At 59.2% G+C, this 14,150-nt stretch carries 15 protein-coding genes and 1 pseudogene; 12 read left to right on the forward strand and 4 right to left on the reverse strand.

The genetic code is table 11. The features are described 5' to 3' along the window. Positions 1–64 precede the first annotated feature (64 nt). Both proS and AC2FNR_RS21560 read left to right on the forward strand, forming a co-directional pair. Positions 65–1,405: a proline--tRNA ligase gene (gene proS, locus AC2FNR_RS21555; RefSeq protein WP_170753139.1), complete on the forward strand. Its 1,341-nt coding sequence runs from the start codon at positions 65–67 to the stop codon at positions 1,403–1,405. Further along, positions 1,389–2,279, forward strand: a complete 891-nt coding sequence (locus AC2FNR_RS21560; protein WP_496851370.1) for a glycosyltransferase family 2 protein — start codon at positions 1,389–1,391, stop codon at positions 2,277–2,279. The genes proS and AC2FNR_RS21560 overlap by 17 nt, the downstream gene beginning before the upstream one ends. On the opposite strand, the gene AC2FNR_RS21565 is transcribed toward AC2FNR_RS21560, so the two are convergent. Next, positions 2,276–2,632, reverse strand: a complete 357-nt coding sequence (locus tag AC2FNR_RS21565) for a hypothetical protein (protein ID WP_496851372.1) — start codon at positions 2,630–2,632, stop codon at positions 2,276–2,278. The genes AC2FNR_RS21560 and AC2FNR_RS21565 overlap by 4 nt on opposite strands. Positions 2,633–2,956: 324 nt before the next feature. Here AC2FNR_RS21565 and AC2FNR_RS21570 point away from each other — a divergent pair. The 4 genes and pseudogenes from AC2FNR_RS21570 to AC2FNR_RS21585 form a co-directional block, all read left to right on the forward strand. Then, positions 2,957–3,646, forward strand: a pseudogene (locus tag AC2FNR_RS21570) (DUF6492 family protein); the annotation flags it as partial. 6 nt (positions 3,647–3,652) lie between these two features. Further along, entirely contained in the window at positions 3,653–3,946 is a 294-nt protein-coding gene (locus AC2FNR_RS21575; RefSeq protein WP_496851374.1) for a hypothetical protein, read from the forward strand. Positions 3,947–4,011: 65 nt separating this feature from the next. Then, complete coding sequence (locus tag AC2FNR_RS21580) at positions 4,012–5,307, forward strand: lipoprotein-releasing ABC transporter permease subunit (protein WP_496851376.1); 1,296 nt, start codon at positions 4,012–4,014, stop codon at positions 5,305–5,307. Next, positions 5,300–5,986 (forward strand): ABC transporter ATP-binding protein, encoded by a 687-nt coding sequence (locus tag AC2FNR_RS21585; RefSeq protein ID WP_170753129.1) that lies wholly within the window; start codon positions 5,300–5,302, stop codon positions 5,984–5,986. Before AC2FNR_RS21580 ends, AC2FNR_RS21585 begins: the two co-directional genes overlap by 8 nt. On the opposite strand, the gene AC2FNR_RS21590 is transcribed toward AC2FNR_RS21585, so the two are convergent. After that, positions 5,970–6,407, reverse strand: coding sequence for a DMT family transporter (locus AC2FNR_RS21590; RefSeq protein ID WP_170352507.1), 438 nt, complete (start codon positions 6,405–6,407; stop codon positions 5,970–5,972). The two genes, AC2FNR_RS21585 and AC2FNR_RS21590, sit on opposite strands and share 17 nt — an antisense overlap. A 92-nt stretch (positions 6,408–6,499) precedes the next feature. Here AC2FNR_RS21590 and AC2FNR_RS21595 point away from each other — a divergent pair, with 92 nt between their 5' ends. Then, complete coding sequence (locus AC2FNR_RS21595) at positions 6,500–6,901, forward strand: c-type cytochrome (protein ID WP_480496895.1); 402 nt, start codon at positions 6,500–6,502, stop codon at positions 6,899–6,901. A gap of 2 nt (positions 6,902–6,903) precedes the next feature. Here AC2FNR_RS21595 and AC2FNR_RS21600 read toward each other — a convergent pair whose 3' ends face one another. Further along, positions 6,904–7,590: a hypothetical protein gene (locus AC2FNR_RS21600; RefSeq protein WP_496851379.1), complete on the reverse strand. Its 687-nt coding sequence runs from the start codon at positions 7,588–7,590 to the stop codon at positions 6,904–6,906. Between the two features lie 41 nt (positions 7,591–7,631). Beyond that, entirely contained in the window at positions 7,632–8,294 is a 663-nt protein-coding gene (locus AC2FNR_RS21605; RefSeq protein WP_496851381.1) for a DNA-3-methyladenine glycosylase I, read from the reverse strand. A 390-nt stretch (positions 8,295–8,684) separates the two neighbouring features. Between AC2FNR_RS21605 and AC2FNR_RS21610 the strand changes: the two genes are divergently transcribed. The 5 genes from AC2FNR_RS21610 (at position 8,685) to AC2FNR_RS21630 (ending at position 14,113) form a co-directional block, all read left to right on the forward strand. After that, positions 8,685–9,635, forward strand: a complete 951-nt coding sequence (locus AC2FNR_RS21610) for an ABC transporter substrate-binding protein (protein WP_209195063.1) — start codon at positions 8,685–8,687, stop codon at positions 9,633–9,635. 10 nt (positions 9,636–9,645) lie between these two features. Beyond that, positions 9,646–10,695, forward strand: a complete 1,050-nt coding sequence (locus AC2FNR_RS21615) for a quaternary amine ABC transporter ATP-binding protein (protein WP_496851383.1) — start codon at positions 9,646–9,648, stop codon at positions 10,693–10,695. Continuing rightward, entirely contained in the window at positions 10,692–12,752 is a 2,061-nt protein-coding gene (locus AC2FNR_RS21620) for an ABC transporter permease (RefSeq protein WP_496851385.1), read from the forward strand. The genes AC2FNR_RS21615 and AC2FNR_RS21620 overlap by 4 nt, the downstream gene beginning before the upstream one ends. 102 nt (positions 12,753–12,854) lie before the next feature. Further along, positions 12,855–13,520: an NnrU family protein gene (locus AC2FNR_RS21625; protein WP_496851387.1), complete on the forward strand. Its 666-nt coding sequence runs from the start codon at positions 12,855–12,857 to the stop codon at positions 13,518–13,520. Positions 13,521–13,591: 71 nt separating this feature from the next. Continuing rightward, positions 13,592–14,113 carry a DUF2478 domain-containing protein gene (locus AC2FNR_RS21630; RefSeq protein WP_170352515.1) on the forward strand — a complete coding sequence of 174 codons (522 nt, stop codon included), beginning with the start codon at positions 13,592–13,594 and terminating at the stop codon, positions 14,111–14,113. Positions 14,114–14,150: the final 37 nt, after the last annotated feature.

The raw sequence follows: 14,150 nt of genomic DNA on the forward strand, positions 1-14,150 counted from the left end.
TGCCCCCGGCGAGGCTTTGGCATAATCACCTTGCAGCGAAATTTTCACCTTTGAAGGTCCTCCCATGCGCCTGAGCCGTTACTTTCTGCCCGTTCTCAAGGAAAACCCCTCCGAGGCTCAGATCGTCAGTCACCGGCTGATGCTGCGCGCGGGCATGATCAAGCAGGCTTCGGCCGGGATTTACTCGTGGCTACCGATGGGCTTCAAAGTGCTGCGCAAGCTGGAAAACATCATCCACGAAGAGCAGGCGCGCGCTGGCCACATAGCGATCCAGATGCCGATCATCCAATCGGCGGACCTGTGGCGCGAATCCGGGCGTTACGACGACTATGGTCAGGAGATGCTGCGGATGAAGGACCGGCATGACCGGGATATGTTGTTTACGCCGACTGCCGAGGAACTGGTGACGGATATTTTCCGTGGCCACGTCAACAGCTACAAAGACCTGCCGCTGACCCTGTACCAGATCCAGTGGAAGTTCCGCGACGAAATCCGCCCGCGTTTCGGCGTGATGCGGGGGCGTGAGTTCTATATGAAGGACGGCTACAACTTCGACCTGACCAAAGAGGATGCGCTGCACGCTTATAACCGCCATCTGGTCAGCTATCTGCGCACCTATGAGCGTATGGGCCTGCAAGCCATCCCGATGCGCGCCGATTCCGGCCCCATCGGTGGGGATGACACTCATGAATTCCTTGTGCTGGCCGATACAGGTGAATCCGAGGTCTTCTATGACAGCGCTGTCACCGATCTGAGTTTTGGCGATCGTCAGATCGACTATGACGACCGCGCGCAATGTCAGGCGATCTTGGAAGAGTTCACCTCGAAATATGCGCGCACCGATGAAACCCATGACGAGGCGCTGTTCAATCAGGTGCCCGAGGATCGCCGCCGTGTGGCGCGTGGGATCGAAGTAGGGCAGATCTTCTATTTCGGCACCAAGTATTCCGAGGCGATGGGCGCAACCGTTCAAGGCCCGGATGGCAAGCCGACGCCCGTTCACATGGGCAGCCACGGCATCGGCGTCAGCCGCCTGATCGGCGCCATCATAGAAGCCAGCCATGACGATAAGGGCATCATCTGGCCCGAAGGCGTAACCCCGTTCCATTGCGGCATCGTGAACCTGAAGCAGGGCGATGAAGAGGCAGATGCGGCCTGTGACAAGCTCTACGGTGCGCTGACTGCGCTGGGGCTGGAGCCGCTCTATGATGACCGCAACGAGCGGGCAGGTGGCAAATTCGCCACCATGGACCTGATCGGCCTGCCATGGCGCATCACCGTTGGTCCGCGCGGGTTGAAAAACGGTGTGGTGGAACTGACCTGCCGCCGCACTGGCGAGAGCGAAGAACTCAGCCCCGAGGCCGCCGTCACTAAGATCGCCGAGATCTATGAGCAAATCGGCTGACACAGACGCGCCGCTGATCTCGGTTGTCACGGCGACGCATAACCTGCTGTCCCAAGGGCGGCAGGATAGCTTTCGCGAGGTAATCGCGTGCATGGCCCGCCAGAACTGCTTGAGGGCCGAGCATATTATTCAGGACGGTGCCTCAACGGATGGCACCGTCCCGTTTCTTCAGGACGTCACTGCCAATGCAGAACGGACCCGCGTGATCAGCGAACCGGACCGCAACCTCTATGATGCGATGAACAAGGGGGCAGGGGCCGCGCGTGGTCAATACCTTTTGTTCCTGAACTCGGATGACTCACTCGCTTCGGATGACATCCTGAACATAGCCGCTGAACGTTTGACCGCGACCCGGCCCGACTTCCTGTACGGGTCCACCTTGCGCCGGTTCAAGGACGGGACGGAAAGCCGCGAAAAACGCATGTCTCTGACTGCGATCCTTCAGCGTATGCCGTTCTGTCACAACTCGGTCCTGATCCGAAGCGACGTGTTCAAGGCGCTGGGCGGCCATGATCCGCAATTTCGCGTGGCGGCTGATTATGACCTGATGCTGCGCATGATATCTGCCGGGTATCAGGGCGAACGTATGGACGAGCCGATTTCGATGTTCTGGGGGCGCGGTGCAAGCAGTGATACGGATCTGACGGCCCGGGACTATGCGCGCGTTTGGATGAAGTACTACGATAAGCTGAAGGCCGCAGATGGTTTGACCGAAGATGATTTCTGCCGGTTCTACCATCGCGGCCACATGCCCGCGAAACTGGTCCTTGGGCTAATGCTGCAACCTGGCACTTGCACCGGTATCAAAGCGGCGGCGCTCCACAGCCTGTGGAAGGCCACGCGGCGTTCAGTCCAGTTCTGGCGCAGCTTTTAAGCACCGTTCACCGAAGGTCGGGCGGCCAGCAGGTCTCCGGTTTCACTGTCGCGTGCAACAACTATGGGGCGTCCCATCCGCTGCACCAAGTCGCGGAACTCCAGCCCCAGGAACTTCAGCCCACACACCCGCTTTGCCGATGCGATGTCGGTAATGCACAGGCGTCCTTGCCGGAAGGCAAGCTGGTAGCCTTTGTCTTTAAGGATGTCTGTCAGGCCATTCCAACTGGCCGCACTGGCAAACAAAGGACGTATCGCGGCCCTCAGCAATGCCGCTGTTTCGCAATCCAGTTCTGTCGATGCCTGCCGGGCCGAAATCGCGCCCGCTTTTTCTTTGTTTAGTCGAATACTCATGAGCGACCCCCGCTCCAAAAATTGTATTCCCCCAAAGTCAGGGTGGCAAAATTTCGAAAAATAATCAAAAAGCGAAATATTATTCCAACGAAAATGTTGCATTTTGAGTTCAGTCAATCACGCGAACCCGGCATTGACTACACAGCTGAAACAGTCGCCGCTGGTCTGTGAACGGTATCACAACCTTTGGTTTTGAGAGGTTCGACTAAATCATCCTTACCTCGAATAGCGGTTTGCCGGAACCGACGACTGATTCGTGGTGTGGTTCGCTTGGACAGGTCGGCAAATGCTGCTAGATGAGCGGAAAAACGCAAAAAGGTCTGCGCGGTGCTGAGTTTCGCAACGGTTGTATATTCCAGGGACTTTCCTTTGCTGGAACTTCAGGCCCTTTCCTTCGCCCGGTTTGTTGATCCAGCGCAGGTCGGGTCGATCCATGTGATCATGAACGACGTTGATGAGGGTGCGTTGCGGCAGCGCATCGAGCCGATTCTACCTGCCTACGGAGCACTGCAAGACAAGGTGCGTGTCCTCAGTGGGGACGATGTTCTACTGGGGGAGGGTCATTGTGCGCGACGCCCGGCGCTGGATCGTGTGCTGATCGAGAACCGCTTTCGCATTCCGCTGATCCGCAAGGGCGGGTGGCGTGGCAACAATGGCTACCGCAATCAACAGATTCTGAAACTGGGCGCGGCGCGGGTCGCGGCCTCCGAGAATATGGTCATTCTGGACACCAAGAACCTGTTTCTGCGCGAGTTTGATGAGGCAGAGTTCTTTACGCCCGGCGGCGCGGCGCGCATCCCGTTCATTGACATTGAAAGTGATTTTCACCGCAACTGGCTGCTGCAAAGTTTGGATGCCCTAGGTGCGCCACGGTCTGATCCAGGGCAGATCAAGACGACAACCTTTGCCACGCCGTACCCTGTGCGCCGGTCGCTTGTCCTGTCTCTGCTGGATGAAATCAACGCGCGCTACGGCTCGGTTCAGGCCTTGTTCGCGTCGCGCAGGCGGCCCTGAGAGTTCATGCTGATGAACGCGTTTTGCCTGAAATCCCACGACGGTTACGCCCCATGGTTCGAAGAGGCGGAGTCTACAGCCATCGGGCTCTGGCCTACGTATTCGACCGAGGCGCTGACGCAGTTGCTGGGACGGCTGGATGACCCGCGCAGTTTGACGCTTGGGTTGCACAACCGCGCCATCGCAAACCTGCCCCAGGATTTGCGCGACCGTGTCTTTCACGAGCTTGAGGCGCGCGGCATTTGTGTCCGGAACCGGGCCGAGGCCGTTTTGCAGCAAACCGCAGCCCTGTCGGGATAACGCGCGGCTTGACCATTTGGCCAAATGCCGAAAGGGTCACGTCCAACAAAAACACCGGAGCAGGCATGGCCAAGACACCCCCGCCCTTTGCACCTTTTGAATGGAAAATCGCCTGGCGATACCTACGCGCGCGCCGCGCCGAGGGGGGCGTCAGCGTGATGACCTGGATCTCGCTGATCGGGATCACCTTGGCCGTGTTCGCTCTGATCGCCACGTTGGCTGTTCGATCGGGTTTCCGTGCCGAGTTTGTCGGCACCATTCTGGGGGCCAACGCGCATGTGACGGTTTATTCGGCTGGGAATTTTGATGCCCAGGGGCGCGTAGATCGGACCATTGAAAACTACGATCAGGTGGCTGACAGGATCGGGCAGGTGCAGGGCGTTCAACGGGCGGCACCTTTGGTCAAGGGGCAAGTGCTGATCACCAACCGCGACCGCAGCAGCGGTGTCGAAGTTTTTGGGATACAGCCGGACGACTTGTTGGACCTGCCGGGCATCGCCGAAAGCGATCAGGCGGTTGGCGATCTGTCGGAATTCCAGAACGAGGAATTCGTTATTGCGATCGGTTCGGGCGTGGCGCGCAGTATCGGGGCTACAGTAGGGGATACAGTCAAGCTGACCTCGCCTAACGGGGTAAAGACGGCTTTTGGCACCTCGCCCCGCGTCAGCGCCTATCGGGTGGTTTATGTGTTTTCGGCCGGGCGCTATGACATCGACCGCACCCGTGTCTACATGCCGTTCGAACAGGCGCAGACCTTCTTTAACCGGGAAGGTGTGGCCGATGAGATCGAGGTTATGGTGGATGATCCGGAGAATCTGACACCCATTCTGATCCCCATCCTGGAAGCAGCAGGCGAACGCAGTCAGATATGGACATGGCAGGACGCCTCGGGCGGGTTCCTGCGCGCGCTTGAGGTCGAGGACAATGTGATGTTCATCATCCTGTCGATCCTTGTACTAATTGCGGCGATGAACATCGTCTCGGGTCTGATCATGCTGGTCAAGAACAAGGGGCGAGATATCGGCATCCTACGCACCATTGGCCTCAGCGAGGGGTCTGTCCTGCGCGTGTTCTTCATCTGCGGGTCATTTACGGGCATTATCGGCACCACGATGGGTGTGGTGTTGGGCTGTCTGTTTGCCATTTATATCGACCCGATCTTCAGCTTTGTGAATTTTGTCATGGGCGGCGGGGTCTGGGATCCTTCGATCCGGGGCATCTATGCGTTGCCGGCCGAGTTGCACCTGTCCGATGTGCTTAAGGCCGTGGGGCTGTCGCTTGGCTTGTCCTTCTTCGTCACCTATTTTCCGGCCCGTCGCGCGGCGCGGCTGAACCCGGTTGAGGCGCTGCGCTATGAGTGATGTGACATTGCGGCTGAACGGCCTGACCAAAACCTATCTGCAGGGCACACCGGGCGAGGTGCAGGTGCTGCGCGGCGTCGATCTGGACCTACGCGCGGGCGAGGCAGTTGCACTAGTGGCGCCCTCTGGGGCGGGCAAGTCGACGCTGCTGCATATTGCCGGGCTGCTGGACACGCCCGATAGCGGCACCGTTGAGATCGCAGGGCAGAGCATCGCAGGCAAAGGCGACCGCACCCGCACCGCGCTGCGGCGGCAGGATGTAGGCTTTGTCTATCAGTTCCACCATCTACTGCCCGAGTTCACAGCGCTGGAGAACATCACCCTGCCGCAACTGGCCAATGGTGTCTCCGAGAAGGCCGCACAGGACAGGGCGATGGCGCTGCTGGATCGCGTCGGTGTTGCGGCGCGCGCGGATCACCGCCCGGCGGCCCTGTCTGGGGGCGAGCAACAGCGGGTCGCCTTTTGCCGCGCGCTGGCCAACGCGCCGCGCGTATTGTTGGCGGATGAACCGACGGGCAATCTCGACCCCGAGACCTCGGATCAGGTGTTCGATGCGCTAATGGCATTGGTGCGGGACGAGGGGCTCTCGGCCCTGATCGCCACGCACAATATGGATCTGGCCGCGCGGATGGATCGCAAGCTGCGGTTGGATGGGGGCGTTCTTAAGCCAGTTGAGTGATCGCCACCCCGGCGGCCATCACGGCAATACCGCCCGCGCGTATCCATGTCAGCGGCGTGACTTGCGCACCGAACAGGCCGAAATGGTCTATGGCAGCGGCGCTGATCAACTGTCCGATCAACACGAAGAACACCGCGTTGCCCACACCGAAATGCGGGGCGACGTGGGTGATAGACAGAACGTAGAAGGCGATAAGCACACCCGCAAGCAGCAGGTGTCTTGGTGCCCCGGCGATTTTCGATAAGGCTCCGAACCCCGGAAATAGCACCATGACGACCGCCGAAGATGCAAAGGCGATGGCGAACAGAACCACTGCGGCGGTCGTGGGGGAACCGATCATCTTGCCCAAAGCCGCGTTCAATGCGGCGAGGATGGGAACTCCGATTCCGGCGGCCAACATGATGGCTGCGTATTGTGTCATGGCCCGTGTCCTATGGTTTCGTTGATCTGGATCATTGCGCCAAGCTGCGCAACGAGCAAGTCTGCAAATGTCAGTCGTGACAGGAGGATGCGATGATCAGACGGGTACTCGGGCTTGTTTCGATAGGGTTAGCAATGGGGTCTCAGGCCATAGCGCAGGATGTGCAAGAGGGTGCGAAACTGTACCAGCACTATTGCGCGACGTGCCACGGCATTGATGCTACCGGGCAGGGTCCTATGGCCGGGGTGCTGGTGATCCAGCCGACAGATTTGACCACATTGGCCAGCGCGGATGGCACTTTCCCGGTCGCACGTGTTGTCGCGCGGATTGACGGGCGCGATCCCTTGGTCAGTCACGGCAGCCCTATGCCGGTCTACGGGCCATATTTCGATGGTCAGGATACTTCGATGAAAACACCTCAAGGGCAGCCAATTCTGACAAGCCAGCCAATTGTGGACTTAGTAGCGTATCTGCAAACGTTGCAAGCGAAATAGCCTTAACGGCAAATTCCCTCGATTTCAGCATCGGCCCAGGGGATCACCACGTCCCGTTCGCGGCGTTCGCCGGGCAGCGCTGCTAGGTCAAAGTGCTGTCCCAGCATTTCATGCAGCCGTTGCGTGCGCGGTGCTGTAGGGTCCAGTGCACGGCAGCAGATGTATTCCTCGACAATAGCGCCCTGCTGCTCGAACCCGTAGGACAGGAAATCGGGCGAGGTCGTCAGATCAAATTGATAAGGATCCGTATTGCCCCCATGCTCGGCCGCTGCACGCAATGGGTGATAGCCCGTGGTTTGCCGGTTCTGCCACTGCCACACGTGGGTCAATTCATGGGCCAGCAACATGGCGGCGATCAGATCCATCTGTTCCGGAAACTCGGACATATAATCCTCGAGGTACCAGTCTTTCGTGAAGTAGACTTTGTTAAATAACGCGACGGCGGCAGGTTTTGCAGTGACCACGCCTTCCTTGGTTGGCGGCAGGATACGCTCGCGGCAGGCCAGGCGCGGACGGTCTTTGCGATAAAAGGTGATCGGCACGACCGGGGCGCCTTCGACCAAACGTACGTTCTTTAGGTCCAGCGTGTTGCCCTGAACAGCGCTTGCAAAGGCGACCTCGTTTTCCGTTAGGGGACGGCCGCACGAGTAAAGAAACAACAAAGACGTCATCAAAAAGAGGCGCAACATGTTCCGACCTTAATCCCTGACCTTCAACCTGCAACCTGTTTTCAAACGCTCATAGCCAGAACGCGGCTGATTTCCGTGAGCGAAAGCCCGGATTGATCCATCCACGTATTAAAAGCAGCCTGCACAGCGTTCATGGCTTTCTTCGAGGTCGGCGCTTTGTCTACGACGCCTTCGGCAATCAACCGTGCGGTGACGTCCTGCGAGAGAATGAAGCTGTCACGGCCTGCAAAGCGCATTGCGATCTGCGCCGAGGTTCCCCCCAAGCGCGCACCACGCTTACGCAGCATCTCAAGCAGACCGACAAAGTCGGTCGAAGGCCAGCCACCCAACACCCGGCCTGCACCACCTTCTTCACGCAGTTCCAGCAGAAAGGCCGCGTTGTCACGCACGGCGGCGATCTTGGTGCCGTTGCGCACGATTCGGGTATCTTCCAAGACGTTGTCGAACTTTTCGTCGTTCATGAAGGCGCATCGGCCCACGTCAAAACCGTCGAACGCAGCCTCGAACCCGTCCCATTTGGACTCGATCACTTTCCAGCTGAAACCGGCCTGAAATATGCATTTGGTCATCACCGATAGCCAGCGGTCTTCTGGCAGATCCGCCAGTACTTCAGGGGATTTGGGTGTCTCGAGCTGCGAATTCAGGGCGTCGGCACCGCCATGTCGGTCGGCGGCCATCCGAAAGATATCGTCAAAATGGTGCATAGCGGTGTCCTTTCTGATCAGCGTTGCTTGTCAGGCCCGGGGTTTCAAGGCCCCGAATACTGGGCAAGGCCTAAGCGTTTCGGGAAAAAAGTTGGAAAATTGGAAAGAAACACTCGACAAATCAGGTGATTCTGGTTTGTGATTGACTGGTCAATCAATGTCCGTGCCCAGCGAAATGTGAAAACACGTGGGGGCGGGCTTTCGGTGCATGCCGGCAGGCGGGGGACATTTAGGTCGGTCGAGCGTATGATTTCCGCGCTGGACCCAACTGTTTGCTTTCCCTTTCCGGCTTTAATTGTGCATGTTGCGGCATGGTAATGTCGTGAGACAGCCCCCAAGGTGCGTGCTTGTGCCGGGGCGGGCGAAGCAAAAAAGACAGGGAGAATGTCGATGAAAAAACTCAGTGTAAGCCTTTTGGCGATGACCGTTGCGGGCTCGGCTTTTGCGGCCGATATGGGCGCCGTGGATGAACCGATCAAATTGGCGATCAACGAGTGGACTGGTCAGCATGTGACCACCCATGTGGCCGGTGAGATGCTGAAAGCCGCAGGGTACAACGTGGAATATGTCACGGCTGGCATGATGAACCAGTTCCAGGCACTGGCCGATGGCGATATCGATGCGACGCTCGAAATCTGGTCGTCGAACGTTTCCGACGAATATGCCAAGAAGGTCGACGAAGGCACCGTTGTGGAAATCGGTGATCTGGGCCTGAACGCCAAGGAAGGCATCGCCTATCCTGCCCACGTGGCCGAACTGTGCCCGGGTCTGCCCGCATGGGAAGCTCTGAAAGACTGCGCGCAGGTTTTCGCAACGGCTGAAACGCTGCCCGGTGGTCGTTTGGTCGATTACCCGGCGGATTGGGGGACTCCTGGCGCGGACCGTATGACCGGTCTGGAACTGCCGTTCAAAGCCGTGCCCGCTGGTTCGGAAGGCGCTTTGATCGCCGAGCTGCGCGCCTCGACCGAGCGTAAATCACCGCTGCTGATTACCTTCTGGCAACCGCATTGGGCGATGTCGGCCTATGACGTGCAATTTGTTGACCTGCCCGTTGGTGAAGAAGCCTGTTTCAACGATCCCGCATGGGGCCCCAATCCCAACGCGGTGAATGATTGCGACTTTTCGCCCTCGCGTATCTTCAAGGCAAGCTGGAGCGGCATGGAAGACAAATGGCCCGCAGCTTATGAAATCCTGACCAACTATCAGCTGGCGGTCGAAGATCAGCAGCCGATGATGGGCGCGATCGACGTCGATGGCGGCAAGGTCGAGGAAGTCGTCGCTGCGTGGATGGCTGAGAACGAAGGTAAGTGGCGTCCGGTCGTTGACGCGGCAACACAGTGAGCCAGCCTAAGTGACGCAAGCTAAAACGCCAGCCATTGCCTGCCAGAATCTCTGGCAGGTGTTTGGCCCCGGTGCAGACAAGGCCCTGACCGACGCGCTGTCTCGGTCAGGGAGTGACTCCGACAAAGCCGCCTCCGATCTGCGCGAACGCGGGTTCATCCCTGCCGTGCAGGACGCCAATTTCGAGGTCAAAGAGGGCGAGCTTTTCGTTATCATGGGCCTGTCGGGTTCGGGCAAATCGACGCTGATCCGCTGCATCTCGCAACTGCTACCCGGTACGGGCGGTGAAATCCGCGTGGATGGCGAGAACGTCATTGGAGCCTCGAAGAAGGTACTGACGGACCTGCGCCGTAAGAAGCTGGGCATGGTGTTCCAGCATTTCGGTCTTTTCCCCCATATGACCGTCGCCGAAAACGTGGCCTATCCGCTGCGTGTTCAGGGCGTCGGAAAAAAGGAACGTCTGGCCCGCGCGCAAGAGGTGATCTCATTGGTCGGTCTTGAGGGGCGCGAAGACAGCTTCCCTCGGCAGCTTTCGGGCGGTCAGCGGCAGCGCGTGGGAATCGCCCGCAGCCTTGCCGTGAACCCCGACATCTGGTTTTTGGATGAGCCGTTCTCGGCCCTCGATCCCCTGATCCGTCGTCAGTTGCAGGACGAATTCCTGCGCATTCAGGCGACGTTGAAGAAATCCATCGTCTTTATCACTCACGATATCCAAGAGGCGCTGAAACTGGCCGACCGCATCGCGATCATGCGCGATGGCAAGATCGTGCAGATCGGCACGCCCACCGATATCGTGCTGCGCCCGGTCGATGACTATGTACGCGAATTCTCGAAAGACGTCGCCAAGGGCCAACACGCCAAGGTCGCCTCGGTCATGCGCGACGATTCCGAACGTGGCCCGGACGATCCCGGTCTGACAACCAGTATGACATTGGACGCCGCGCTGGCGCATTGCATGGAGCTGTACGAACCGGTGCCCGTGCGGGATGAGGCGGGCAATATCGTCGGCACGGTTCACCCGTCCGATCTGGCTGCGGCGCTTCAGGTGGATGAGACATGACGGCGATCACGGACATCCCTGCACAGGCGCGCCTGACGATCGGAGCCAAGGCGGCACTGATTACTGTTGTCGTCGGCGCGCTGTGTCTTGCGCTTGAGGGTATTGCCCCGTGGCTGGTTAAATGGCCCGCCGCATGGGAGTTGCCGGCGACGCAGTGGGTCGGAGCCTTCCTCGACTGGTTCCTGAACGGCATCAAACCGGCGATGCGGTTGTTTTCCGACCTGATGACCTATCCGATGGATGCGGCGAATTTCGTTCTGGCAAATACGCCATGGCCGATCCTGATTGGGCTTGTCACCGCGCTGGGCTGGTATCTGGGCGGGCTGCCCATGGCGGCGCTGGGGTTCTTCGGCCTCAGCTTCGTGCTGGCCTCGGGCTATTGGGCTGAAAGCATGAACACTCTGGCGCTGGTGGCCGTTTCGGTCCCAGTGGCGCTGGTTGTGGGTGGAGGGATCGGCATTCTGGCCAATGAGATCCCCCGCGTGAAAAATTTTGTTCAGGCCGTGCTGGACGTCATGCAGACCGTGCCGACCTTCGCTTATCTGACGCCTTTGCTGCTGCTCTTTGGTTTTGGCCCGGTGGTGGGTTTGATCGCGTCGGCCATCTACGCGGCACCGCCCATGGCGCGCAACGTGATGCTGGGCTTGGAACGGGTCGAGCCCGAGATCAAAGAGGCCGCCATCATGTCCGGTGGCACACGGTTCCAGCAGCTGTTTCAGGTGGAAATCCCGGCAGCGGCAACGCAGATCATGGTCGGTGTGAACCAATGCCTGATGGCGGCCTTGTCGATGGTGATCATCGCGGCCGTGATCGGTGGCTTCAACGATATCGGCTGGGAGGTTCTGCTGACCATGCGCAAGGCGCAGTTCGGCGAATCCCTGATGGCCGGTCTTGTGATCGTGGTGTTTGCCGTCGTCATCGACCGTATGAGCGGCACGCTCGCCACCGAACGCAAACGCTATGACCAGCGAGTCGTCTGGGCGGTTCTGGGCTTTACCGTGCTGTTCACTGCGGCCTTCTGGCTGTGGCTGCCGAACCCGTCCGAGCTGACCCTTCTGGATCCGATGGCCGAAGCGATTGACAGCGGCTTGACCGCCTTCACTCAGGCCAACGGTCCGTGGTTAGATGCGCTCAAGAACAACTCGCTGTTCTATGTGCTGCTGCCTCTGCGGATTGGTCTGGATCAGGCAGTGTTGCCGTTTACGTGGGGCTTTCAGTGGACGCCGAGCATGAGCTATGGCCTGTTCGCCGTGGCTGCCGTCATCGCTGCGCTGATGGCATGGCGCGGGCATCTGACCGGAGGGCTGGTTGTGCTGATCCTGATCGGCATGTTGGAAACTGGCATTGCGAACCTGCCATGGCCCTTTGTCCTGACCGGTGCCGCTGCGCTCAGCTATGTTGCAGGCGGCTGGCGACTGGCTGCGCTGTCAGTGGGGCTGCTTTGCACCATCCTCGTCTCGGGCCTGTGGGAGCGCGCCTTGCTGTCGCTTTACCTCAGCGGTGCGGCGGTGTTTTCCTGTGCTGTGGTCGGCGGGCTGATCGGTCTGGCCAGCGCGGTTTGGACGCCCGTCTGGAAAATCGTCCGCCCGATCTGTGACATGCTGCAAACGATCCCTCTATTCGTGTTCCTGATCCCGGTGCTGATGGTGTTCCAGATTGGCGAGTTCTCGGCGTTTCTGGCGATCTGCGCCTATGCGATCGTGCCGATGATCCGGTACACCCGCCATGGTCTGGTAAACACACCCGAGGAAATGATGGAGGCCGCAATCTCCAGCGGCGCGACCGAGTGGCAGATCATGCGCGATGTCCGCGCGCCCTATGCCGCGCCGACCATCCTGCTGGGGCTGAACCAAACCATCCTCTATGCATTTGCGATGCTGGTGATCGCGGCACTGATCGGCACCACCGGTCTGGGCCAGTCGATCTATCTGGCGTTGGGGCAGGCGGATGTGGGGCTTGGCATCTCGGCCGGGGCGGCGATGGCCATTCTGGCGCTGATCGCCGACCGTATGGTGCAGGGCTTTGCCGAGGAACGCCGCAAGGCACTGGGACTATAACTCAGGGCAGGGGCGGCGCGACCGCCCCGCCTGGCTTGATTTCGAACAAAGACGGTCCCAACCTATAGGGCTAAACCGGGCGCAACACGTTCGGAGACTCTGATGACTGGTTGGGTCCTATTCCTTGCAGCGCTGATCACATTCATGCTGACGCACGCTATTCCGGCGCGTCCCGCCTTGCGTGGGCAGTTGATCACAGCGTTGGGGCGCAAGGGATATTTCGCCGCTTATTCGGCTTTGTCACTGCTGGTTCTGGGCTGGCTGATTGTCGCAGCCAGTCGCGCGCCCTATGTCGAGGTCATCCCACCTTGGCCTGTTTTCCGCTGGTTACCATTGTTGGTCATGCCTATCGCCTTGTGGCTGGCCGCCGCCGGTGTGGCGATACAGAATCCGTTCTCATTCGGTGGATTGGGTCAACGCCCGTTCGATCCGGAAAAGCCGGGCGTTCTGCGCGCCACTCGACATCCGGTGCTGGCGGCGCTGATGCTTTGGGCACTGGCGCATCTGCTGGCCAATGGCAGCCTTTCGCACGTGATCCTGTTTGGCCTGTTCGCGGTGTTCGCGGCGATGGGAATGGCCTTGATTGACCAGCGCAAATCCCGCGAGATGGGCATCGAATGGATTCGCCTGTCCCGTAACACCGCGCGCTTTTCCCTGCGCGCCCCGCATCCCTGGCCACCCCTTTGGGTCTGGCTGGTTTCACTTGCCGCATACGCGGTTCTGCTTCACCTGCACGCAGCTGTGATCGGACTTTCTCCTTTACCTTAGGGTAAAGGAGTGGCCGGAGCGTATCTTGCGTGCTATCTGGAATGTCACAGTTTTACGACGAGGGTCTCTGAATGTACCTGGGCTATGTAACCACCACCGACCGTGGCGCGACCGATCTTTTGCTGGCCGCAGCTGCTGAACAACTGTTGAAATCTGGCGCTCGGCTTGCAGGCGTTGTGCAGACCAACACTGAATGCGTTGACAGCACCAAATGCGATATGGACGTGCGCGTTCTACCCGAAGGTGACACCATCCGCATCTCGCAGTCACTGGGCACCCAATCCCGAGGATGCCGGTTGGACCCAGCCGCGCTGGAACAGGCTGTGGGGTATGTGACCGCTTCGCTTGCCGACAAGCCGCAATTGTTGATCGTCAACAAGTTCGGCAAACATGAGGCTGACGGGCGCGGGTTTCGTCCTTTGATTGCCGAGGCATTGGCGCAGGACATCCCTGTTTTGGTTGGCGTGAACGGTCTTAACATGGAAAAGTTCCAAGAGTTCACGGGCGGCGGAGCAGAAGAAATCACGCCGAAACGCGATGCCATTCTGGAATGGTTTGACCGTATCACAGCGCAACGAGCAGCCGCTGCTTAACGCGGGTTCTTTCATCATACAAAAACAACGCCTTTGG

The organism is Ruegeria sp. SATB045, assembly GCF_059613525.1.

Excerpts from the sequence above, each read along its gene's own strand:
- proS (WP_170753139.1), top strand. The coding sequence starts at position 65 with ATGCGCCTGAGCCGTTACTTTCTGCCCGTTCTCAAGGAAAACCCCTCC.
- AC2FNR_RS21560 (WP_496851370.1), top strand. The coding sequence starts at position 1,389 with ATGAGCAAATCGGCTGACACAGACGCGCCGCTGATCTCGGTTGTCACG.
- AC2FNR_RS21565 (WP_496851372.1), bottom strand. The coding sequence starts at position 2,632 with ATGAGTATTCGACTAAACAAAGAAAAAGCGGGCGCGATTTCGGCCCGG.
- AC2FNR_RS21575 (WP_496851374.1), top strand. The coding sequence starts at position 3,653 with ATGCTGATGAACGCGTTTTGCCTGAAATCCCACGACGGTTACGCCCCA.
- AC2FNR_RS21580 (WP_496851376.1), top strand. The coding sequence starts at position 4,012 with ATGGCCAAGACACCCCCGCCCTTTGCACCTTTTGAATGGAAAATCGCC.
- AC2FNR_RS21585 (WP_170753129.1), top strand. The coding sequence starts at position 5,300 with ATGAGTGATGTGACATTGCGGCTGAACGGCCTGACCAAAACCTATCTG.
- AC2FNR_RS21590 (WP_170352507.1), bottom strand. The coding sequence starts at position 6,407 with ATGACACAATACGCAGCCATCATGTTGGCCGCCGGAATCGGAGTTCCC.
- AC2FNR_RS21595 (WP_480496895.1), top strand. The coding sequence starts at position 6,500 with ATGATCAGACGGGTACTCGGGCTTGTTTCGATAGGGTTAGCAATGGGG.
- AC2FNR_RS21600 (WP_496851379.1), bottom strand. The coding sequence starts at position 7,590 with ATGTTGCGCCTCTTTTTGATGACGTCTTTGTTGTTTCTTTACTCGTGC.
- AC2FNR_RS21605 (WP_496851381.1), bottom strand. The coding sequence starts at position 8,294 with ATGCACCATTTTGACGATATCTTTCGGATGGCCGCCGACCGACATGGC.
- AC2FNR_RS21610 (WP_209195063.1), top strand. The coding sequence starts at position 8,685 with ATGAAAAAACTCAGTGTAAGCCTTTTGGCGATGACCGTTGCGGGCTCG.
- AC2FNR_RS21620 (WP_496851385.1), top strand. The coding sequence starts at position 10,692 with ATGACGGCGATCACGGACATCCCTGCACAGGCGCGCCTGACGATCGGA.
- AC2FNR_RS21625 (WP_496851387.1), top strand. The coding sequence starts at position 12,855 with ATGACTGGTTGGGTCCTATTCCTTGCAGCGCTGATCACATTCATGCTG.
- AC2FNR_RS21630 (WP_170352515.1), top strand. The coding sequence starts at position 13,592 with ATGTACCTGGGCTATGTAACCACCACCGACCGTGGCGCGACCGATCTT.